Below are 22,884 nucleotides of genomic sequence, written 5' to 3'. Positions count from 1 at the left end.
GAATTCTATCCATGAACAAGCGTATAGAAGAAATTAGACGATCATTAGAACAATTGATAAAAAAATATTTATTCTTAAAATAAAAGACACCATAATGGTGTTATTTATATCGTGCCATTGACAAAGAGGGGCAAACGCTTGATATTCAACTGCGTAAAAAGAGAGATACACAAGCGGCATATGCTTTTATGAAAAGACTGGTTCGAACTTATGGAGAACCAACGGTTCTGACTACAGATAAGGCTCCTTCTTTAATTTGCGCATTTAAAAAATTACAGAGGATAGACTTTTACAAAAATACCTTTCATCGTACAACAAAATATCTCAATAATCTCATTGAGCAAGATCATCGACACGTGAAGCGCCGTTTCGCTCGTTCCTTAGGATTTCAAAGTCTTCGTCATGCCTCACGTACGATAAAAGGGATAGAAACGCTTCATGCCATATACAAACAAAGACGAAGTCTTCAATCAGACTCCGTCTTTTTGACGTATAACGAATTACAGAATTTGTTAACGGTTTCATAAAATTTGACCACAATCTTCCCATGTCTCTATGTGTAAAAAAACTTTGCAACAGAACCTTATCGCTAGCTGTACCAGAACCGTTTACGCTATTTGTAGGATTGTATTCTTTTTTGTCGAATATGCTTAATGTAAGGAGGGACATTACATGATTATCAAAGACTATTTTATTAATCTTTCTATTTTTGCTTTACTAGTTAGCGCAGCCATATTTACTCAAGTATTTATAATTAATTCCAGGAAATATTTCGAAAAATTCTATGGAGGAATTATCGCAGTTATTTTGATGTTCTTTTCTTTTCCGTACATGGGATTTTCATACGATCTCCGTGTTGTTCCTCTTATTCTTTCTTTTATTTACTTTGGTCGCACTGCGGGTTGGATTACATTAATGAGTATTATTATAATGCGCATCTTTTACATTGGAGGGTATTGGGAACCACCTGTGATTGCTTATTTAGGTATGGGTATTCTATTTACTATTTTTAAAACATATTTCAAAAGCCTTCATCCTTTTAAAAGTGCACCTCTATATTTTTCTGTTTTTGTGAGTATGAAGTTGTTAGTAGGTGTATTCTTTATAACTACAGTGCTTTACACTCCAGGCTTATTATATATAGCTTTAGGACTTTTAATCGGGCTTTTTCTTATGGAAGCTTACCAAAGATTATATTACTTAACACAGGATTTATCTAAAATGAATCAAAAATTAAAAAAATCGAAGCAAGAACTCAAAGATACCGTACATGAACTTCAAGGAGGTATCTTTAAGTTTAAAAAAGTGGATAAACATTTTATACACACTTTGTGTGATGGACAGTTTTATTATCAAAAAGGATTTTATTCCGAACAAGTGGTAGGAAAAAGCTTACGCACCATTGATGCTTCTATTATTCCTTCCCATTTAGTTCCCCAATTGATGAAGTATTATCTACAAGCATGGGAAGGGGAAGAAATTATATTCGAATTACCCTGGCCAAATGATAAAACTATTATTCTCATTGCGCTTAGGCCAATTAAACGAAATGGACAAGTTATTGAAGTTGTTGGTTCTACAGTCGATATAACTGAAAGGAAAAAGATAGAATCAGAATTAAGAGCGACCAAGGAATTGCTGGAATCATTTGTAAATCACAACGCAGATGCTATCACCATATCTGATCGAGAAGGACATGTTTTACAAGCTAATAAAGCTTATGAAAAGATATTTGGTTGGTCATCACACGAAATCATAGGTAAGAGATTGCCTTGTGTGCCTGATTTTTTAATGGACGAATCATTGGATAATATTCAGAAAATTCTCACAGGCGAATCTGTAGTTACTAGATTAGAAACCGTTAGACAACGTAAAGATAGAAGTCTTCTTGATGTCAGTCTGACAATTTCACCTATTCTAGATGTAAGGGGGAATGTGATAGCTTTATCTGCAATATGTAGAGACATTTCCGAAAGAAAACAAGCAGAAAGAGAACGGCATAGATTACATCAACAATTAAGAGATAGTGAAATGAAATATCGTGCACTAATCGAACAAGCAACTGATGCAGTATATGTTGTAGAGCTGAATGAGGATCAAGTTCCAAGTCGATTTATTGAGGTGAATCCTGTTGGGTGTAACAGATTTGGATATAGTAGAGAAGAGCTTCTCTCAATGCCATTTCCCAATACTGTACCACAAGATTCTCCAATTATCATACAGTTGTTAGAAAAAATTAGAGAGGGACAGACTTCTTTCACTTTGCAAGATGAACATATTTTTCCGACAGGAAAAAAATAACTACTGAGTTTAGTGTTCGTATTTTTAACTTGAATGGCAAAAAAGTTTTCTTAAGTATCTCTCGTGATATCACTGAACGGTTAGAAACAGAAGAATTATTACGGAAATCTGAAAAACTTGCTGTGGTAGGACAATTGGCCACTGCAATAGCTCATGAAATTAAGAATCCATTAACCGCAATGAAAGGGTTTATGCAATTATTAAAATCAACGGAAAATGAAAATAATCAGCGTTATATAAATATAGTATCATCAGAGATTGAGCGTATAGAAAATATCACCAATGAATTTATGACAGTAGCCAAGCCACAGGTGGTAAAGATACAACCTAATGATATTAGTTTGCTAATTGATCAAGTTTTAATACTACTTCAACCTCAAGCAATGATGAATAATATACAAATTAGAACAGATTTTACACCTGGCATTCCATTGGTACCCTGTGAAGCAAATCAATTAAAACAAGTATTTGTTAATATTTTAAAAAATGCAATTGAATCCATGCCAATGGGGGGAGAAATTCTGATTCAAATCGATAAACTTGATAATGATCAAATAGGCATTCGTTTTATTGATCAAGGATGTGGGATTCCCAAAGAACGTATACCATACCTTGGAGAACCTTTTTATAGTATTAAAGAAGATGGTATTGGTTTAGGATTAATGATCTGTTATAAAATTATTGAAACACATCACGGAAAGATATTTATTGAGAGTGAAGTGAATAAAGGAACAACAGTTGAAATTACTCTCCCGACCGTAGGAACTACAAGGATAGCCTAATGAATTAGAAACTGGGTTCTGTTGCAAAGTTAGCTGAAATGTAAAAGATCTGTGGTTGAAGAAGACAAATTTTATGCAGGCATCAATAATTTCTGTAATTCATTATACGTCGAAAAAACGGAGTTTGGTTGAAGACTCCGTCTTTTTTTATATAGGGCGTGAATGGTTTCGATTCCTTTTATTGTACGTGAGGCATGACGAATGTTTTGAAATCTTGAGGATCTAGCAAAACGGCGTTTCACGTGTCTATGGTCTTGTTCGATACGATTATTTAGATGTTTAGCTGTATAATGCACGGTGTTTTTATAAAGATCTTTCTCTTTTAACTTTTTTAATGTACAAAGTAAAGAAGGCGCCTTATCTGTCGTCAGAACCGTTGGTTCTCCGAAGGTTTGAACCAATCTTTTCATGAAAGCATATGCCGCTTGAGTATCTCGCCTTTTGCGAAGTTGAATATCAAGCGTATGGCCTTCTTTATCAATCGCACGATATAAATAACACCACTTATCCTTAACTTTTATATAGGTTTCATCCATTTTCCAAGATAATCTTAGGTTTTTGTTTTTCTTCTTCCAGATTTGATAGATCAGGTTTCCGTATTCATGAACCCAGCGCATAATAGTTGTTGGGTGAATCGACACCCCACGTTCCCTCAAGAGTTCAGATACATCACGATAACTTAAAGAAAAACGACAATAGTAGCCTACAGCTACCAAAATAATATCTTTTTTGAATTGTTTTCCTTTAAAGTATCTCATTTATCATGCTCCAGTTCATTTTTTCTAGAGTGTAACTTTGTTTCAAAAACTTTGCAACAGAATCTTCAGAGATCTGTTAATTTGCATATGTTCTCGATACCTTGTAATCGTTCGAGCAGTGACATTTGTCGGATAGAAAATAGTATCTTCTGCATGATTCCCCCACACATTTTCAAACCAATATATAAAGTCTTTGAGATCACTTGTATATTGTGTAAGTGTTTTTGTATGCAAATCTCCTTCTAGAGATAAGCTAGAAATAAAATCTGAAATGAAAGCTGTTCCCTGGATAGAAATTATTTTTGTAGATGTCATATATACCTCCTCTGATATTGACTTATATTAGCGGACATGCTAATTTGATCTTTCAGTTATGTTAGCGGACATCAAACGTTTATTTTTTCGCATTTCATGTCCACTAATATTAATTAGCGGACATTTTAAAAAGTACTGAATTGAAATTTAAAAATCAGACATGGTACGAAATTTTATATGTTATATCGACGGAGGAAATATGAACGTACTGATTGTAGACGATGAAAAAGATATGCTACGAATTTTAAAAGCTTATTTTGAGCGAGAGGGCTATCATGTGTTTCTCGCTGAAGATGGGGCGCAGGCTCTTGATATATTTTACGAAACGAAAATAGATTTGGTAATTTTGGATTGGATGATGCCCCGTGTCAACGGGCTCAGTGTGTGTAAAGAAGTGAAGAAGCATAGTAATACGAAGGTATTGATACTGACAGCGAAAAGCGAACATGAAGACGAGCTGACAGCGCTGAACACAGGTGCGGATGATTATGTAAAAAAGCCGTTTCATCCCGGCATTTTGCTAACGAGGGCGAAGAAACTACTGAAAGAGGATAAGGTCATATATATACACAATATTAAAATTGATATGCAAGCGAAGAAAATTTATAAAGATGATGAAGATTTAGAAGTGACGAAGAAAGAGTTTGAGCTTATGAGCTGCTTTTTACGGAATCAAGGCAGTATTTTGTCGCGCAAGGATTTATTAGATCTTGTATGGGGGATTGATTATTTCGGCGAAGAACGAACGGTGGATACCCATGTGAGACGATTGAGAGAAAAAATAGGTGCGGATTTAATTAAGACGCATAGGGGTATGGGATATAGCATGGAGAAGGAGCATGAATAGGCTCGGGAGAAAATTTGCCGTTACCATCTCTGTTTGTATCATTTGTATTTTTACGTTCTCTATGTTGATTACCAACTATTTTCTGCCTCGCTATTATGTATACAGAGTGAAACAGGATTTGAATGCCATTTCAAAAGAAATTACATCTATGGGATACAACGATTTCATAAATTCCGTGGCCGACCTTGAGAAAAAGTATAACTTGACGATTGTATATGAACCTATCAGTAGTGATGAGGCAAGTTTCAACTGGTCGTTGCGTGAACAGCTAGCAAAAAAGCGAATGACATTGAATAAGTTTTGGGTTACGAAGGAAACATTACGGGACGTGAAAAGTGGAACCCGTGTAAATAAGCTGTATGATCAAGGGAAATTGAAGTCGAGTTTTTTAGCAAGTTTTGTAGAGAAGGATGGCTTGTTTATCGTCGTGGGAGTATCTATCGTCCATTTTCATGAAACGGCCTATATTATTAATACATTTACTTTGTATGTCCTTGGTTTTGCTATTCTTGTTCTTGTTGTACTGGTATGGGTATGGTCGCGAAAGATTACAAGTCCTTTACAGGAGCTGGCGGATGTTTCTAAAAATATTGCTATGTTGGATTTTAAGAAGGCGGAGATACGGACAAATGATGAGCTCGAGGAGCTGGCCAATAGTATTAATACGATGAGTGATGCACTGAAGGCCGCGCATGGGGATTTGAATAGGAAAAATAAAAATTTAAAGCGGTTCATGTCAGATATTACACATGAGCTAAAAACACCCCTATCTTTGATTAAAGCATATTCCGTAGGTATTCAAGACGGCTTAGATGATGGCACGTATGTTCATACAATATTGAAGCAAACGGATAATATATCCGCGCTGCTAGACGAATTGCTCGAATTTTCAAGGATAGAGCGGGAAGAACTGCACAAGGAGTCATTCGATTTGCTAGCTTTGTTTCAACATTGTTTGGCGAAGCATGAAATTGAAATCCAACTCAAAGGAATTCATCTTGCGATCCAACAAGAAGATAAGCCATTATGGATCACAGCAGACCGCGGTAAGATTGAGAAGGTGCTAAACAATTTGCTTAGCAATGCCATTAAATACACACAGAATAAGAAAATTGGTATACGGTTTGAAGAAAAAGAACATGAGATTCTTTTTACAGTGGAGAATGGTACGAATATAAAAGAGACGGAAATCAACAAAATTTGGGAACCTTTCTACGTGACGGAAGCTTCGCGGAGTAAGGATAGGTCTGGCACCGGACTAGGATTGACGATTGTCCAGTCTATCCTAAACCGTCATCAATTTGATTACGGCGTAATCTTATGTGAAGGTATCATTCAATTTTATGTTTCCTTTCCAAAGAGCGTCGCCTCCAATACAAAAAGCAGCTAGCCATATTTGAATGGCTAGCTGCTTTTTTGTTATTTCATCGAATTTGTAACATTGGTGTCACAATGCGGACTTATAGTAGGTGACAGAAGGAGGTTTACAAAATGAAAAAAACAATTTTTTATGCAACTATTTCCATTTCATTGCTTGTCACACTGCTCGCTGTGTATTATGCAAAGATTGGAAACAAAAATATAAATGAGGCGCACAGCTTTCAATACAGTGATTTTTCATTTGACGTTACACCGGAAACTGGTGAAATTGTTGTGGAGAAAGATGGTGTAAAGGAGAGTGCTTCTCTTCCTTTTCCAAAGAAAAAGGTTGCGGATGTAAAAAAGACAGACAATTTCGTATCGTGGAGTTATCCAGACGATAAGATGGAAATCAAGGTAGAGAAAAAGAAATATTATTTAAACATTACGCTGAAATCGGATGGGGCAAGGCAATTCGAATGGCCGAAGGTAAGTGCAGACAGCTATACTTTGCCTCTATGGGAAGGTAAGCGAATACCGGCTAATGATCCGCATTGGAAAGAGTTTTTGAAAGATGAAGAGTTTTCCTTTATTGAAAGTTTTTCCATGAGGTTCTTTGCATTGGATAAACCAAAATATTCGATTGTATATATCGCGGACAATATGTTTAACGATACGATTCGTTTCAATACGGATACTAATATACAATTTAGCTTCACCCATAATTTTCCATCGATTAACCAAAATAAAGAGTACGGATTCAGATTATATGTGACGAATCCTGACCCTTCTCAAATCGCACAAGTGTATAAGAGCTATATAAAGGAGAAAGGAGAGTTCAAAACGCTTGAGGAGAAAGCGAAGGAAAATCCGAACATCAAAAAGCTGTATGGTGCTCCTCATATATACTTATGGAATCAAGACGCGATTACATCAGAGAATATTCGTTGGGACCAGCTGAAGAAGCAGTTGGATGAACCTTTCACCGCTTGGATGGAACAATTGCTGAAGCATACAGAAGACGGATCCACGGAGTTTGAAACAGTCATTAATGAATTGAATAAACAAGACTATTTTGATAAATATCAAAAGAATGTAATCGTTCGCGCACTTAATCAAGTACTGAAGCTGGATGAATTCTATAATGATGCGATATTCCCAGATATGGACCGAGAATCGAAGAAGCTGCTGGAGAAAGGAATTTCTCATTTAAGTGAACAAGAGTTGTACACGTTGAATAAACGACTTCTGAAAAGTAAGCTAAAGGATGCGACAGACGATATCGAGAATTGGGGCAAACAAGACTCAACTAATCTAATAGAGGACATGCGCCAGTCGGGAATCAAACATGCTTGGATTGGCTTGCCAAACTGGTCGAACGGTTTGATGAACCCCAGCATGGTGAAACAAGCAAGTGATTCAGGGTATCTCATCGGTCCTTATGATTCTTATCACTCCATTCAGGAAAACGCAAGCAAGGATTGGAACACCGCTTCCTTTGTGGATAAAAGCTTATATGAAAAGGCGACCATTACGAATGAGCATGGAGAAAAAATAAAAGGCTTCTTAGGAAGAGGAAGAAAGTTGAACCCTACTCTATCGCTGCCTAGCGTGAAGCAGCGTACAGACAGCATTTTACAGGACGGCATTCCGTTCAATTCCTGGTTTGTGGATTGTGACGCGACCGGTGAAGTGTATGATGATTATTCTCCAGACCATATTACAACGCAAGAACAGGATTTGAAGGCAAGGTTGCAAAGAATGGACTATATCGGAAAAGAAAAACGCATGGTGATCGGTTCAGAAGGCGGTAATGATTTCGCAAGTAATGTTATTACTTTCGCGCATGGCATTGAAACACCTGTCATCAAATGGGATGACGAGGACATGAGAAAGAACAAAACGAGTCCATATTATGTAGGAAGCTATTGGTCGTCAAATGGTACAACCCCTGAACGTTACAGCAAGACTGTGCCAATCAAACCTTTGTACCAACATATTTATCTAGACCCAGCATACTCTCTTCCTCTATATAAACTTGTATACAATGATTCGGTGATTACGACGCATCATTGGGAATGGGGGAGCATGAAAATCAAAGATGAAGTTGGAAATAGAATGCTGTCCGAATTATTATATAATGTTCCACCGTTATACCATATCGACAAGGATGTGTGGAAAACTAATAAGGATATGATTGTTTCCTACGTAAACATCTGGTCCGCTTTCCATCAAAAAGCGGTGACAAAGCCGATGACAGACTTTAAGATTCTTTCTGAAGATCGTTCGGTTCAATGCACGAAGTTTGGAGAAGACATGAAAGTCATCGTGAACTTTTCGAACAAATCGTTTAAGTATAAGAACGAAGAGATAAAAGGGAAAACAGCCGTTATATATGACGGGCATTCGAAAAAAGTATGGGATGCATCAAAATACTAGAATAATATTGTTCTTGCAAGGAGAGAAGGAGGAGATACCCTTGAAAAAAATTGTGCCTGTTTTGGTCTTGATTATTGCGGGCATAGTGGCTTTTCACGCAATCTATGAAGAATGCATGTATAAACGGGAAGTGCAGAAAGTAAAAGAGACAATCACTCATATAGCAAAGCAGTATGATATACCGGCATGGATCCCGCTTTCTATTGCTCAGCATGAGAGTGGGTTTAATCCGAACACTGTAGGAGACGGCGGCACATCATTTGGTCTATTTCAATTGCATCGTGGCGGATTGGCGCCGTCACACTTGACCGATGAGGAACTGAAAAATCCAGAAGTGAACACAAAAATTGCGGTGTCTCATATGGCAGATTCATATAGAAAGGGAGTAAAACAAGGGTTAGAAGGATTGGAGCTCCTCCGATACGTCGCAAATACTTCGGGTTGGCCCGGTAACCTAGGAACAAAATGGACAGATGAAAATACAAAATACAATAAGGGATTGGCGGAATCGTTCTTTGCTATAACTTCCAGCTAAAATTTGTAGGAGTTTATGTATTTCAGCAGTCGCTGTAAAAATCCATTTATAAAGTCAGGAGACCTTCCCCAATGGGAGGGTCTTTATGGTATATGTGATCAATGTCCGCTAATGCTTATTGCGTGATTTGGTCCCATTGCTACACAGACCCCCTTACTAGCTCGCTGTACAAACCCAACATCTCTAGCAATGTTATGTAAGATATTTGGAGATAAAAGACTCTGAATCTCCTGTGCAAATAATTGTAACTCGTCAGATATAGAAACAGACATACAAAAAACGCCATCCTTTCCTATGATTCTACAGAAAGAATAACGTATTCTTTATTTTTTGGACATTTTAAATTGCATATAAGTAGACTTTTTTAATTGTTTTTCACTATAAGTACATTACAATGAAGTTATTCTACTGCTTTACTCTACCTATATACACTAATCCGTTAGAACGGTTACCATTCATTGTTACGTATTCTACTTTTTCATACTCTAATTTCTCGAAATGCTTTGTCCATTCCTTTACACGCTTTTCACTATGATGTCGCAAAACAGCCCCATCAGGTAATTCAAATACACCATATGTACGATACCTATCCTGATACTGCTCATAGCGTGCTTTATTTCTTTCATCCTCATTTAGTAAAAAATCATTAATATAAATAATACCCTCTGGTTTTAATACCCTTTTAATTTCATTTAAAATAGAATCCTGTTCTTGATTTAGATGTACACAGGTTAGAACTGCAAATAATAAAGCTGAATCAAAAAAATTATCTGGGAAGGGAAGTTTTCCGCTTTTAACAATATTAAAATCAATAACCACATCATTTGATTTAGCTCGTTTAATCATCTCTTCCGAAAAATCCACACCATATAGATTCGTAAATTGTTGTTTTTTTAATTCGAGTAATGTTCTTCCGTACCCGCAGCCATAGTCCAATAATGGTGCATCCTTATTTACATATTTTAAGAATAAGTCAAGTTGAAAAGGTGTCGTGAATTCTTTTTCATTTGCTACTCCATTCCAGTATTCTTGCTGTTTATTCATATGTGGCAACATTCCTTTCCCATAAATTCCCTTAATTATATTCCTAATAAAAAGAAAAAACAGTCTTTACATTCATTTGTTGTAGCTTTAAAATAAAGATCGATAAAAAACTTCCTTCAATTCTTTATATAACAACAACTTTAAAACCGTTATTTTGAAAAAAAGATTGATCAAAATGACGGTTTTCTGTTTAATTAAATATCATTTATTATAATAAAGTTTGATCATTTCTTATTGCACTAAATCACGCTTTAGCTTAATACAGAAAATGATTACTTGGAGAACGTTTGTTTTAATTTTGATTGATTTCTTCTACGTCTATTTTTTTGAAATTACAGTGAACATCCCCGTCATGTTGGGTGAGAAGTTTTTAAAATCATATTTTTCATAGAACGATTCTTTACCTTGGGATGCAAACAAACCAACAAATGCCTTATCAGGGGCATTTTCATTTAAGTATTCAACCAAAAGATTCATTATTTCTCTACCAATACCATTATTATGGTAATCTGGATGAACTACTATATCTTGGATATAAAAATAAATAGCTCCATCGCCAACAATTCTCCCCATGCCCACGATTTGTTCATTATCTTTGACTGTGATGCAGAGAATAGAATTCCTTAGTGATGTTTCCGCCACTTCAAAATTTATATAATTAGTCCATCCTACAGACTCGCACATATATTTGTATTCTTCCAATGTTGGAATATTATTTTCTATCTTATATTTTTTCATAATGTTTCCTCCAATATCTTAACTTCACCAAATAAATAAATTCGACATCGTTTTATTTAATCCTCTTCTTCAGCTTCCTGACCCTATAGATAAAGAAAAAAATCCTAAAAAGCAGGATTTTTAATCAAACTTTATTATAAATTATCGAACTTTGTTTTAAATGATCAATTTCTTTTATAAAACTACATTTGTTTATTTGATACAGATCTGAAATAGCTATAAAAAGCGCTTCCTATCTCTATGATTCTACAGAAAGAATAGCGCATTTTTTCCTTTTAGGGGGTATTTTAGTTTGTTAGCTTGATAGCGATGGGGCGGGACCCCTATAATGAAAATAAAAATGAAATCGAACGTTCAAGAGAATCTGTATTAAAATTTACAAAAAGAAATGTAGATTAAGTAAATTTACGGGAGTTTATTAGGCTGAAAGGATGCGGATGTCATACAGGTTATCAGTAAATAACAATTTTTAATTTTGATGAGTATGTTGGCTTATCAAAAAATGATAAAATAGTTACCGCAATGGTAAAATTTTATAATGATAAAAAAGAAAGGGGAATCTCTATGAAATTGCTACGTTCATTTCTCATTCTCACTCTTGTTGTATTGTTAAGCGCATGCAATACAGCAACAAAAGTCACAAAGGTTCAAGAAAATGGCGAAACGACTTTAAAAATTGGATCCCTGCAAGGGTATCACGATGTGCAAACGATTAAAGCTGAAAAAGGAAATGTGGAAATTCCTTATGAGGCAGCCGTTGAAGAAGGTACGATTTTATTACAAGTCACAAAAGACGATAAGGTCATTTATGAAGAAGAAGTCACTTCTCAAAAAGAAGGTTTGCTTTCTTTTGAAGCGCCAAAATCCGGATCATATGATTTAATTGTACGCGTGAAGGGTGAAGAAGAGAAAGCGAAAGGAATTCAAATACATACGAAGCTATGAAAAATCGGCAAGCGGAGTGTACCCGCTTGCCGTTTCCATTTCCAGTTGGTTCTGGCACAACACATGCTCATCAATTTAAGAAGTAAACGTAAAGTAACTCCAAAATATACAATTGTAATTTCCTGTTTAAGAATCCTTATTGTTAAAGGATTCTTCTTTCTTGTTCCAAAAGGTATACCTTTTGGTGCATTGAATCCCTTTTGGATTTTCTGAAGGAATTCTATATCGCTTCAAAAACGATTATTTTTGGGACAATCGAATATAAAGCGATTTTCTCTGTTACTTTAGGTGATAATTTGCACTTATTTTAAGTGCTATTTTGCACGTATATTATTACTGTTATTTTTCATTTGTTTTGTCGTTTTTTTTCATCGAAAAAGACGTATAGAAGGGGTACCGTAAAAAACGACTAAGAGCCAAACCCCTGATACACATGGGTTTGGCTTTTTTAGCTACTTCCTAAAATTACAATTATGTCAACTGAATTTGTATAAAGTATTCATATGACATTTAGAAACCTTGTCAAATTAAATGGCCATTAGTTGAAGAAAATGAAACCTTATTGATGGAAAACTTGCATACTAAGCGCTTAGCGATAACAAGAGTTAAATTTCCTCCGTAGTAGTACTTAACCCCAGCATCTCATTGGACGATGGAAGGGTAAGGTTAAGCGCATCTGCGGAGGGAATTTAGATCGATAATGTTTTAGAAGAAAAATAGTTCCTCAACATCTTTGAATCAACAATGATCGGTACAAATATAACCTACGGCAGGCGTACAACATGTAGCTTCACCACCACAGTTGTCACATCTGTAATTAATTTTTTCCTGGTAATCATCGATACCAAAGAATTGGAAAAGTGTTTTAATTTGGTCGGGGGGCAATTTATCTGTTAGAACATCATATTTAGCCTCTGCTAGTGCACCATCTTTGAATGCTAAATTTTCTGTGAATTCTTGAATTGTTTCTTTATCACAACTAACTAATGGATGTAGGTTTAAAAAATCATTCCAATGATCCATTGAACGAATTAAATTTTTGGCATCACTTTCGATTAATGCATTAAATTCCTCATCATTTTTAGTAGGTTTAAAATCTAACCGAATATCCATTTTTTAACCTCTGTATTATGAAAAATTACATGTTTTATGTTTAGTATTTATTGATTTAAATAAAAAAAACAAGGGAAAATGTTGAAACAATCTCATGGTTAGTTTGTCCAGTTGAACATTATCCTTTCTAGGTGGGGTTCAAGTATCTTTTCGCGGAAAATATACGCTAAGGTTGTGTTCAGAAATCCTTATGTTTATGAACAGAGGATACAACTCAATAATATCAACGTTTTCTAGTTATAATCATGTTTATAAAGTGTGTAAACAATTCAATGTTCAATTAACCTCTGGTTTTTATCTTTCTGAACATGTATGTATCTTACAAAATGCTGTCACGATAAGGTTTTGTAGTCCTTAGCGTACAATTTTCCCAGAATGATATAGTGATCCCTATAGGGGTAGCGTCACATGCCCATCAAGTTAAGAGATTTTAATACCCCAAAACGGAAATTTTGTGCATTTTGCTCTTTTTTATTGTTTTGGGGTAACTAGTTCTTTTAGTTTGATAGGCATATGGCGATACCTCACTTACGGTTTATTACATTTATACGTCCCTATGTACACAAATAAAAAAGTTGTTTAAAAATTGCTTTACTGCTTTCATAAAACGTTATTTCAAGGATAATAAAGTTGTTTCATTTCAGAAGGCGAATCGTTGAATATAGCCCCCTATTTTTAACAAAAATATAATACATAATTTTCAAATATATATTTATAAGATATAATTGAAGTATTAACTAAGAGGAGTTGTGAATATGTTTGTGAAAATTGCAGTAGATGTTTTGTTTAATCAACAAAAAATCTAAGGGGTTGTACCTCCGACTGCACCCCTTAATAAAGGGAGAATAACATGGAACAGTTTTTTAATCACTTTTTGACAGGTCAAACGGTTATATTAAAACAAATGGAACAAAACTACCTTGAGCGTTTTGCTCAAATGGAAAATGAAAAAGGTACGCTATTACTTGCAAACGATGACATTCCATTTCCAACGACGTTGGAAGACAACACAACTTTTTTCAATGGTATTAGTAGCAAAAAGGAAGAATTTTTTTGGGGTATTTTTGATAAGGGATCGAATGAACTGATTGGATCATGTGGTGTTTTCACAATCAATTGGAAAAATAGCACTTGTTTTGTCGGCATTTCTATCGGAACACAATGGCAAAATAAAGGCTTTGGTACAGACGCTATGAACACTTTAATATCGTTTATTTTTAATTACATTCACATTAATAAAATTAAACTGCAAGTGTTTAGTTTCAATACTAATGCAATTCGTTCATACGAAAAATGTCACTTTGTAAAAGAAGGTACTTTACGCAATGAAATTTTTAGATTTGGCAAATTCCATGACGTATATGTGTTTGGCTTATTAAGAGAAGATTGGAACAACCTACAAATCAATTAATTAAAAAAGCATTAATTCAAGTTTTCTTGGATTAATGCTTTTTTCTGCCCATTTTGACACTTAACTAATATCGAAATATTTTTATTTCTATTATACAAAGGAATAATAGAAATAAAAATCCAATTTAACTCCATCTTTTTAAACAACTATTTTATTTTTGAAAGGATTTTATTATTTTTCAAACAACTTTAATAATCGCCTATCAAATTTATGGATAGGCGATTATTGTATTTCTAAGAACAAAATTTAGCAACTTTATTATCTCTACACACCCTGTTTGTTATTTTTAATTCCTTGACTATCTTCTTCATCTCGGGGTAGCAAGAACAAAACGCGAATTTTGTACGCTAAGGAACCGAATTTTTTAGATTGTTGAACTCAATCCCCCGTTAGTGCCATAAGAAAAAGAGTTACCGCAGTAACCCTATTGTTTATAATACACGTCATCGGGAGAAGCTAGGGATGAATAAAGTCAATCTATGAAATTTCCCACAATCTTTTAACCTCCACCAATTCCTGCCCATTGAATTCCATTCTGTATATATCTGGTTTTGATGTATGTAGTAAAAAATTCAAATCATACTTACTGTCATAATACCCCATCATCAAAGTCATAACAGCTCCATGAGTGCCTAATACTACTTTCTGTCCTCGATAGGTATTTAATAATTCTTTTAAGACTTTTATAGCACGGTTCTGACAGTCGACATTAGACTCTCCTCCCGTTAAAGTAAAGTCGGGTTCTAAGAATGACTTTTTTAACAAAGGGAATAATTCTTTATCCGACATTCGTTCCTCTTCAGCAATAAACATTCTCTCTTTTAAGTCTTCAAATACTAAAACTTCTTGTCCTATTTGCTTCGCTAACTGCTGAACAGTTAGAATTGAACGATTGTATGGACTTGAGATAACAACGTGAATTCCCTCACCTTGTAATACATCTGTTATTCGTTGAATTTCTAATTTTCCTTTTTCAGTTAACCCTCTTGTTCTTTCGTTTCCATCTTTTGGTGAATCTCCGTGTCTCACCATATATATGAAAGTTTTCATAATTCCCTCCAATTTTTTTAGGTTTCTTTATTCCATATATAGCTTATATTAATTAAAAAGAACTTTCCCAATGACCATAACTAATACTCACTATAAATCCTTCTGCATGCGATATCTTAAATACGTTTCTTTACAATTTTTTCTATATTAACATATATATCCAATTTGGTTTCCTTAAAAAGAACAGAAAACTGTGAATTTGAAATAGAGTCACGATGTTTGTAAGAAAGACGCGAAGTTTTCACTATCCCCAGGTATAAAAAAACGTTATTCTTTCTAAACAAGCTAGCTCAGAAAGGATGATGTTTTTTATGAATCTTTCGATTCAAGATGAACTACAATTATTTGCTGAAGAATTACATCAATATCTTACCCCTTCATTTTTAGAAAAGCTTGCAAGAGAACTTGGGTTTGTAAAGAGAAAACGCAAGTTTTCTGGCTCAGACCTAGCTGGTATTTGTATTTGGATGAGTCAACGGGTAGCAAGTGATCCCTTGGTTCGATTATGTAGTAGGCTTCATTCCGTTACAGGAACTCTTATGAGTCCAGAAGGACTAAATAAACGTTTCAATAAAAAAGCTGTTTGCTTTTTAAAACATATTTTCTCTGCATTATTAAAAAATGAAATTTGTGCAAAATCAGTAATTCCAAGTTCTTCACTAACCTATTTTCAACGAATTCGTATTTTAGATGCAACCATTTTCCAAGTACCGAAACATTTAGCTAGTGTGTATCCAGGTTCAGGGGGTTGTGCACAAACAGCGGGTATAAAAATTCAACTAGAATATGATTTACATAGTGGACAGTTTTTAAATTTTCAAGTTGAACCAGGGAAAAACAATGATAAGACCTTTGGAACAGAATGTTTAGCTACTTTACGCCCCGGAGACCTATGTATTCGAGATTTAGGTTATTATTCGCTGGACGATTTAGATGAAATGAACCAACGTGGTGTGTATTATATATCACGGCTAAAATTAAACAATATGGTATATATCAAAAATGAATTTCCTGAATACTTTCGAAATGGGACGATAAAAAAACAGTCCGAATATATCAAAGTCGATTTAGAAAACATTATGAATGCTTTACAACCAGGGCAGGTCTATGAAATCACAGATGCTTATATTGGAAAAGATAAAAAACTATTCACGCGAGTGATTATGTATCGATTAACCGAAAAACAACTTCGTGAACGTAGGAAAAAACAAATGTATACAGAAAGTAAGAAGGGCATTACGTATTCAGAAAAAAGCAAACGATTAACTGGCATAAACATATATGTTACCAATACACCTTGGGAGACTGTTCCGATGGAACAAATACATGATTTTTACTCCCTTCGCTGGCAAATCGAAATTATCTTTAAAACTTGGAAATCACTTTTTCAAATCCATCATTGGCAAAATATTAAACAAGAGCGATTAGAATGTCATGTTTATGGAAAACTCATTGCCATTTTTTTATGTTCTTCTACTATGTTCAAAATGCGACAATTGATTCTAAAAAAGAAACAACAGGAATTAAGCGAATATAAAGCAATTGGAATGATTCAAGACCATTTATACCTTTTGTATCAAGCCATACAACAAAACACCCAAGAAATAACAAAGATCCTAATCCGCCTGTTCCACCTCCTACAGAAGAATGGGCGGAAATCTCATCGATATGAGAAGAAAACAGTCTTTGATATTTTGGGTGTTGTCTATGAGTATAATGGATTGAGAAAGCAAAAGAAAGCTGCATAATTTTTAAAAGTAGGCCTATTGAGGCTTATTTGGCATGCTCATTTTTAAAGACATAAAATATTTTAAGCGTTTTTTAATTCATATGAACGAAAGTTCATTTTGTTTCCATTCTTAAGTTGATGGGCATGGGGTAGCGTCAGGAAAATGCGGATTTACAACGCTAAGCAAAATTTCATAAAGAAAAAGCCGATTTCCGGTACGCTAAGGGAATAAGCAGCTTCTTACTGTTAAGTTGTTTGTAGTGATCGTAGAGAGTCTAATGATGCAATTTCTTTTTTACTAAATCGGTATTCTCCTAGAAAATTAATGTGTTCCCATCCTAATGGAGAAAGATGTTTCAATAATTCTTTAATAGGATGGGAATTAAATAACTATAAAACTAATCTTTTTCAACTGTATATCTAACTTGTTTAAAGGTTACTATGTCTCCATTTTCAGTATCATCTTTAGTTTGCATAAGTTGAACTTTTGGCTTGTAGTCCGTCCTATGAGCATCTTTGATACCCTTAATGTTAAGTTTGTAGGATTCATCATTTTTTATTTTTTGTTCAAATACTTTTTTATTGGCAACAACGATAAAGGTCATTTTATTTTCATCAATTCCATCAGTTATAAATTCTAATTGATTATCTTTTGTTGTAATTGTTGGTGTTAATAATTCAATACTTCCGTTTCCAGTATCTTGTTTAGTAGCAATTTCATAATCAGCTCTATCACTTGAATCTAAAGAATTTTCTATCATACCGGAACATCCGGATAATGTGATACTAGCAAATAGAATAAAACTTAATCCAATTATCTTTTTCATAAGATCATCCCCCAAAAAGTCTCGATTTCGTCAGTCGTCAGCAGGGGAATGAATTGTCATTCCCAACCCGTTAGCGTAGAACATAGATGAGTAACTGTCAACCACTTCAAATTATACCATAATATAGGGAACGCGCGTTTTAACATTTTTGGGGTAGTACCACATCGCTATCAAGCTAACAAAAAGAAATACCCCCAAAACAGTAAAATTGATAGCTCTGGGGTAAAAATGTACAAAAATCTTGTTTTGGGGGCATTATGGAATCTTAACTTGATGGATGTGGGGTGGGACCCCTATATAGGTTTGAGAAGTATTTTTAATCAAACTTTATTATAAAGCTACAGGTGACCCTAATATGCAATATTACATATTAATAAATAATCTATATATATATAACTTAAAAAGTAGCTATAAAGATAATGAACATGCAGGTTTCCCTTTTTGTTTATTAGTTTCATCAGGAAAGAAGTCAGACCTTTGAAAGACTTTTGTAACATTTATGAAAGCAAATTGAAATATATATATACTAAGATAAGTATATCGAAGGTGTTTTTATTTTAATCTGAAGTAAAAAGTATAAGCAATGTACAGTATAATTTCATTTTTTATAATCTTGTAGAAATGATGAAAGAAAGGGAGAGGTTGCATAAATCTAATTTAAGAAAAACATATGATTATCCAGTAGGTATTTTATTAACTCTTACATCTAAGTAAAAAACAGAAAAATTAAGCTCAGTTTCATTATTACTAGCATATAGAAATCTCTATTATTACTTTGGTAGATTCTCACACAGATATAATATTGTGGATTTATGTTATTACAATGAACCTGTCCACACTAAATCTATAGGATCAAATATTTTATAACAGGCTCAAATGATTTACAAAATGTTTATCCTTTAGCGTATTCAAGTTAAACCGTAAAAAGCACTCACTCGACACTCATTAGAGTGCTTTTTGTGTTTAAATTGCACCAAAAGGTATCATGTTCTTTTTGATATGGTATTCCTGTGTATAGAAATATGCAAAGAAGTAATATGAATTACTTTATATTAATTTATCATGATAGCATGTTGTTTTATGAAACTTTTAAACGGAGGAAATGTTATGAACAAGAAATCAAAATTTACTCAAATGATGCTGGGTATTAGTACAGTGGCCTTATCATTTGGAAGTATTCAAACACAAGTATCAGCGGAAGAAAATACACCTTATAATGTGTTACAAAAGAAACCAATTGGGATAGAAACTTCAACAGATGAAATTGCACATTCTACAAAAGTAGACGAAACATTGTCTTATGAAGAACGTTTAAAAGTAGGCGATTTTTCACAACGTCCGACTCCGGTCGTGAAACGAGCAGCGGCAAAACAATTTCAGCAAAAGTATTCTGTGGCAGAGCTGAATAGAATGAGTGATGACGAATTAATTGATACATTGGCAAATGTTAGTTGGGATCAAATTACAGATTTATCTCAATTTAATCAAGAAACAAAAGTGTTTTATCAAAATAAAGAGCGAATACAGGTTATTATTGATGAATTAGGTCGTCGCGGAAGCACATTTACAAAAGATGATACAAAAGGGATTGAGACGTTTGTTGAAGTATTATATTGCGGTTTTTATTTAGGTTTTAATAATAAAGAGTTAAACTATTTAAATGAGCGAACCTTCCATGATAAATGCTTACCGGCATTAAAAGCAATTGCAAAAAATCCGAATTTTAAACTTGGTACAGATAAACAAGATAAAGTGGTATCTGCGTACGGTAAATTAATTAGAAATGCTTCTTGTGATGCTGAAACAGTTCAATATGCAGGTAATATATTAAAACAATATAACGATAATATTTCTACGTATGTAAGTGACAAGAATAAAGGGGACGCCTTGTATAATCTTATACAAGGGATTGATGATGATATACAGTCTTACTTGAATGGTACACGGAAAAAAGCGGATGAAACAATATGGTATGGGAAAATGGATGGTTTCATAAATGAAATCAGTCGAATGGCTCTTCTGAATCATGTAACACCAGAAAATAGTTGGTTAATTAATAATGGTGTGTATTATGCTGGCCGTTTAGGGAAATTCCATAGTAATCCAAATAAACCTTTAGAAGTACTTACACAAGCAATGCATATGTATCCTCGTTTAAGTGAAGCTTATTTTAATGCAGTAGAGCAAATTTCAACAAGCTATGATGGAAAAGATTATAATGGAAATACAGTAGATTTAAAGAAAATCCGTGAAGAAGGTCAACAGCAGTACTTACCAAAAACGTATACATTCGATGACGGTTCTATCGTATTTAAAACAGGAGATAAAGTAACGGAAGAAAAGGTTAAGAGACTGTACTGGGCTGCTAAAGAAGTAAAAGCGCAATATCATCGTGTAATTGGAAACGATGCAGCGTTAGAAGCAGGGAAAGCTGATGATGTACTGACAATAGTCATTTATAATAATCCAGATGAATATAAACGAAATAGCCAATTATATGGATATGACACGAATAATGGTGGCATTTACATTGAAGGAAAAGGAACGTTCTTTACATATGAACGTACACCGCAGCAAAGTAGCTATACTTTAGAAGAATTGTTCCGTCATGAATTTACACACTATTTACAGGCAAGATACGAAGTTCCAGGATCATGGGGACAAGGAGAATTATATCAAAATGAACGTATGACTTGGTTTGATGAAGGAAATGCAGAATTTTTTGCGGGATCTACTCGTACGAATAACGTTGTTCCGCGCAAAAGTGTAATTAAAGGATTATCATCTAATCCTGCGGAACGCTATACAGCAGAACGAACATTATTTTCGAAATATGGATCATGGGACTTTTATAATTATTCTTTTGCACTGCAGTCTTACTTATATACTCATCAATTTGAAACTTTCGATAAGATTCAAGATTTAATTCGCGCAAATGATGTGAAGAGTTATGATGCATGTCGTGAAGCTTTAAGTAAGGATCCAAATTTAAATAAAGAATACCAAGAATATATGAAACAATTAATTGCTAATCAAGATACATATAATACCCCACAAGTATCAGATGATTATTTAGCTGAACATGCACCAAAGCCACTAGCTGATGTAAGGAAAGAAATTGAAGATGTAGCACATATAAAAGATACAACAATGACAAAGCATAAGTCTCAATTCTTTGATACGTTTACATTAGAAGGAACATATACAGGCGGCGTAACAAAAGGAGAATCTGAGGATTGGAAAGCGATGAGCAAGCAAATCAATCAATCTTTAGAACAGTTAGCGCAAAAAGAATGGAGCGGCTATAAAACAGTTACAGCGTATTTTGTGAATCATCGTGTTAATGCGAAAAATCAATTTGAATACGATGTTGTATTCCATGGTGTTGCAACGGGAGAAGAAGAAAAACAGACGATTAAAGTAAACATGAATGGACCGTACAATGAGATGTTAAATGAAAAAGTTGAGTTTCATAGCGATGGTACAGAAAGCACAGGTGGAAAAATTGTTTCTTATCTCTGGGATTTTGGGGATGGTACAACAAGTACAGAAGCAAATCCTACTCATGTATATGGAAAAGAGGGGACATATACTGCAAAGCTAACAGTGAAAGATAATAAAGGAAAAGTAGGCCGAGGACAAACAACGGTTACTGTAAAAAAGGATGAGCCAGCAGGTCATGGATTTGACAGTGCAAAGGTAATTCGTTTTAACAAGCTTTTCAAAGGAAATATGGATATGCCTAATATGGCGTATATGTACACATTCAATGTCACATCTCCAAAAGAAGTAGATATTTCTGTTATAGATGAACAACAAATTGGGATAAAGTGGGATGTGTTTCACGAATCAGAGCTAGGAAACCCTGTCGCTACAGGTCAAGCGGATGGAAATAATATAAAAGGGAAATTTGAAGCGAAACCTGGGAAGTATTACGTAGTTGCATTTTTTGAAGAGGAAAATAGAAAGGGAACATATTCATTATTAGTAAAATAAATCTATTCTAATGCATATGTAAATTTAAATTTTTATTTGAAATTTTTCATTGTATAGATATACGATATGATGGTTGTTTTTTAAGGAGTCTATCTTGTAATGTTTTCTTTCGTCCATTTCACTGTAAGAGGTTAAACAGACGAAGAATCTTTGATAGTTCCTGTGGTCATCTCCCCGTCAAGTAGACAACAATAAAAAGAGTTTTATAACACGGCCTTTTCCCGATATTCTATCTGGAAAAGGCCGTGAAGTTTTTTTGAAAACGTTCTTGATTATAAAATGTAATAACGGGGTACCGCCACATCGCAATCAAGCTAAGAAAAGAAAATACCCCAAGGCGAGAAAATTGGCATCTCCAGGTGAAAATGTACAATTTTTTCGTTTAGGGGGTACTTCAAGACCTTAGCTTGATGGGCATGTGGTATATGAAAACCTTAGCTTGATGGTGATGGGGTATCGTCAGGAAAATGCGAATTTACAACGCTAAGGAAGTTTTATCGTATAAAAAAACTGATTTCCTGTACCATATAGGAATCGATTTTTTATTTAGCCTGTTGAACTAAAGCTATCCTATAGTTTAAGTGAATATTTTCACAAGAACCCCTAATAAATGCATTCCAGCAGTATTATCAAAAGCTATTTATAAAGAAAAAAGCAACAATTTGAACGTTGCTTTTTCCAATTTATCTTATTCG

At 34.3% G+C, this 22,884-nt stretch carries 15 protein-coding genes and 4 pseudogenes; 10 read left to right on the top strand and 9 right to left on the bottom strand.

Annotated features, from left to right (window positions below; all coding sequences use genetic code 11):
* Positions 1-95: 95 nt before the first annotated feature.
* Together QRE67_RS15240 and QRE67_RS15235 are read left to right on the top strand one after the other, a co-directional pair.
* A pseudogene (locus QRE67_RS15240) lies at positions 96-527 on the top strand (IS6 family transposase); the annotation flags it as partial.
* Between the two features lie 145 nt (positions 528-672).
* Positions 673-3,083, top strand: a pseudogene (locus tag QRE67_RS15235) (PAS domain S-box protein).
* Positions 3,084-3,154: 71 nt separating this feature from the next.
* Here QRE67_RS15235 and QRE67_RS15230 read toward each other — a convergent pair.
* Positions 3,155-3,841 (bottom strand): IS6 family transposase, encoded by a 687-nt coding sequence (locus QRE67_RS15230; protein WP_286121013.1) that lies wholly within the window; start codon positions 3,839-3,841, stop codon positions 3,155-3,157.
* A 42-nt stretch (positions 3,842-3,883) separates the two neighbouring features.
* The gene (locus tag QRE67_RS15225) at positions 3,884-4,156 is read right to left on the bottom strand and encodes a site-specific integrase (RefSeq protein ID WP_286121012.1); all 273 of its coding nucleotides are present in this window, start codon (positions 4,154-4,156) and stop codon (positions 3,884-3,886) included.
* Positions 4,157-4,355: 199 nt separating this feature from the next.
* Here QRE67_RS15225 and QRE67_RS15220 point away from each other — a divergent pair, with 199 nt between their 5' ends.
* The 4 genes from QRE67_RS15220 to QRE67_RS15205 all read left to right on the top strand — a co-directional run bounded on the left by QRE67_RS15220 (position 4,356) and on the right by QRE67_RS15205 (position 9,336).
* On the top strand, positions 4,356-5,003 hold the full coding sequence (locus QRE67_RS15220; protein WP_286121011.1) for a response regulator transcription factor: 648 nt from the start codon (positions 4,356-4,358) through the stop codon (positions 5,001-5,003).
* Positions 4,996-6,393, top strand: a complete 1,398-nt coding sequence (locus tag QRE67_RS15215; protein WP_286121010.1) for a sensor histidine kinase — start codon at positions 4,996-4,998, stop codon at positions 6,391-6,393. Before QRE67_RS15220 ends, QRE67_RS15215 begins: the two co-directional genes overlap by 8 nt.
* 101 nt (positions 6,394-6,494) lie before the next feature.
* Entirely contained in the window at positions 6,495-8,801 is a 2,307-nt protein-coding gene (locus QRE67_RS15210; protein WP_286121009.1) for a glycoside hydrolase, read from the top strand.
* A 40-nt stretch (positions 8,802-8,841) separates the two neighbouring features.
* The gene (locus QRE67_RS15205; protein WP_286121007.1) at positions 8,842-9,336 is read left to right on the top strand and encodes a transglycosylase SLT domain-containing protein; all 495 of its coding nucleotides are present in this window, start codon (positions 8,842-8,844) and stop codon (positions 9,334-9,336) included.
* A 119-nt stretch (positions 9,337-9,455) separates the two neighbouring features.
* Here the strand turns inward: QRE67_RS15205 and QRE67_RS15200 are convergent.
* The 3 genes and pseudogenes from QRE67_RS15200 to QRE67_RS15190 all read right to left on the bottom strand — a co-directional run.
* Positions 9,456-9,608: pseudogene (locus tag QRE67_RS15200) on the bottom strand (IS4 family transposase); the annotation flags it as partial.
* 133 nt (positions 9,609-9,741) lie between these two features.
* Entirely contained in the window at positions 9,742-10,380 is a 639-nt protein-coding gene (locus QRE67_RS15195; protein WP_286121006.1) for a class I SAM-dependent methyltransferase, read from the bottom strand.
* A gap of 318 nt (positions 10,381-10,698) precedes the next feature.
* The gene (locus tag QRE67_RS15190; protein WP_286121005.1) at positions 10,699-11,118 is read right to left on the bottom strand and encodes a GNAT family N-acetyltransferase; all 420 of its coding nucleotides are present in this window, start codon (positions 11,116-11,118) and stop codon (positions 10,699-10,701) included.
* Positions 11,119-11,682: 564 nt separating this feature from the next.
* On the opposite strand from QRE67_RS15190, the gene QRE67_RS15185 reads away from it, so the two are divergent.
* Positions 11,683-12,063, top strand: a complete 381-nt coding sequence (locus QRE67_RS15185) for a BA_1872 family lipoprotein (protein WP_286121004.1) — start codon at positions 11,683-11,685, stop codon at positions 12,061-12,063.
* A gap of 738 nt (positions 12,064-12,801) precedes the next feature.
* On the opposite strand, the gene QRE67_RS15180 is transcribed toward QRE67_RS15185, so the two are convergent.
* A complete protein-coding gene (locus QRE67_RS15180; RefSeq protein ID WP_286121003.1) occupies positions 12,802-13,176 on the bottom strand; it encodes a hypothetical protein in 375 nt (124 codons plus the stop codon).
* Positions 13,177-14,026: 850 nt separating this feature from the next.
* Here QRE67_RS15180 and QRE67_RS15175 point away from each other — a divergent pair.
* Complete coding sequence (locus QRE67_RS15175; protein ID WP_286121002.1) at positions 14,027-14,587, top strand: GNAT family N-acetyltransferase; 561 nt, start codon at positions 14,027-14,029, stop codon at positions 14,585-14,587.
* A 477-nt stretch (positions 14,588-15,064) separates the two neighbouring features.
* Here the strand turns inward: QRE67_RS15175 and QRE67_RS15170 are convergent, their stop codons facing one another.
* Positions 15,065-15,637 (bottom strand): histidine phosphatase family protein, encoded by a 573-nt coding sequence (locus QRE67_RS15170; protein WP_286121001.1) that lies wholly within the window; start codon positions 15,635-15,637, stop codon positions 15,065-15,067.
* 311 nt (positions 15,638-15,948) lie between these two features.
* On the opposite strand from QRE67_RS15170, the gene QRE67_RS15165 reads away from it, so the two are divergent.
* The gene (locus tag QRE67_RS15165) at positions 15,949-17,385 is read left to right on the top strand and encodes an IS4 family transposase (RefSeq protein ID WP_286120999.1); all 1,437 of its coding nucleotides are present in this window, start codon (positions 15,949-15,951) and stop codon (positions 17,383-17,385) included.
* A 227-nt stretch (positions 17,386-17,612) separates the two neighbouring features.
* Here QRE67_RS15165 and QRE67_RS28695 read toward each other — a convergent pair.
* Both QRE67_RS28695 and QRE67_RS15160 read right to left on the bottom strand, forming a co-directional pair.
* Positions 17,613-17,735 (bottom strand): annotated as a pseudogene (locus tag QRE67_RS28695) (hypothetical protein); the annotation flags it as partial.
* 29 nt (positions 17,736-17,764) lie between these two features.
* Positions 17,765-18,193 carry a hypothetical protein gene (locus tag QRE67_RS15160; protein ID WP_286120998.1) on the bottom strand — a complete coding sequence of 143 codons (429 nt, stop codon included), beginning with the start codon at positions 18,191-18,193 and terminating at the stop codon, positions 17,765-17,767.
* A gap of 1,107 nt (positions 18,194-19,300) precedes the next feature.
* On the opposite strand from QRE67_RS15160, the gene colA reads away from it, so the two are divergent.
* Positions 19,301-22,189 carry a collagenase ColA gene (colA, locus tag QRE67_RS15155; RefSeq protein WP_286120997.1) on the top strand — a complete coding sequence of 963 codons (2,889 nt, stop codon included), beginning with the start codon at positions 19,301-19,303 and terminating at the stop codon, positions 22,187-22,189.
* Positions 22,190-22,884: the final 695 nt, after the last annotated feature.

The sequence above is a fragment of the Bacillus sp. DX3.1 genome, assembly GCF_030292155.1.
In the GTDB taxonomy this organism is placed as follows: Bacteria; Bacillota; Bacilli; order Bacillales; family Bacillaceae_G; genus Bacillus_A.
This window is presented reverse-complemented; position numbering and strand designations above follow the sequence as displayed.

Bases quoted from the DNA above. Each gene is read 5' to 3' on its own strand.
- colA (WP_286120997.1), top strand. From the start codon at position 19,301: ATGAACAAGAAATCAAAATTTACTCAAATGATGCTGGGTATTAGTACA.
- QRE67_RS15175 (WP_286121002.1), top strand. From the start codon at position 14,027: ATGGAACAGTTTTTTAATCACTTTTTGACAGGTCAAACGGTTATATTA.
- QRE67_RS15170 (WP_286121001.1), bottom strand. From the start codon at position 15,637: ATGAAAACTTTCATATATATGGTGAGACACGGAGATTCACCAAAAGAT.
- QRE67_RS15185 (WP_286121004.1), top strand. From the start codon at position 11,683: ATGAAATTGCTACGTTCATTTCTCATTCTCACTCTTGTTGTATTGTTA.
- QRE67_RS15230 (WP_286121013.1), bottom strand. From the start codon at position 3,841: ATGAGATACTTTAAAGGAAAACAATTCAAAAAAGATATTATTTTGGTA.
- QRE67_RS15160 (WP_286120998.1), bottom strand. From the start codon at position 18,193: ATGAAAAAGATAATTGGATTAAGTTTTATTCTATTTGCTAGTATCACA.
- QRE67_RS15180 (WP_286121003.1), bottom strand. From the start codon at position 13,176: ATGGATATTCGGTTAGATTTTAAACCTACTAAAAATGATGAGGAATTT.
- QRE67_RS15215 (WP_286121010.1), top strand. From the start codon at position 4,996: ATGAATAGGCTCGGGAGAAAATTTGCCGTTACCATCTCTGTTTGTATC.
- QRE67_RS15210 (WP_286121009.1), top strand. From the start codon at position 6,495: ATGAAAAAAACAATTTTTTATGCAACTATTTCCATTTCATTGCTTGTC.
- QRE67_RS15220 (WP_286121011.1), top strand. From the start codon at position 4,356: ATGAACGTACTGATTGTAGACGATGAAAAAGATATGCTACGAATTTTA.
- QRE67_RS15165 (WP_286120999.1), top strand. From the start codon at position 15,949: ATGAATCTTTCGATTCAAGATGAACTACAATTATTTGCTGAAGAATTA.
- QRE67_RS15190 (WP_286121005.1), bottom strand. From the start codon at position 11,118: ATGAAAAAATATAAGATAGAAAATAATATTCCAACATTGGAAGAATAC.
- QRE67_RS15225 (WP_286121012.1), bottom strand. From the start codon at position 4,156: ATGACATCTACAAAAATAATTTCTATCCAGGGAACAGCTTTCATTTCA.
- QRE67_RS15195 (WP_286121006.1), bottom strand. From the start codon at position 10,380: ATGAATAAACAGCAAGAATACTGGAATGGAGTAGCAAATGAAAAAGAA.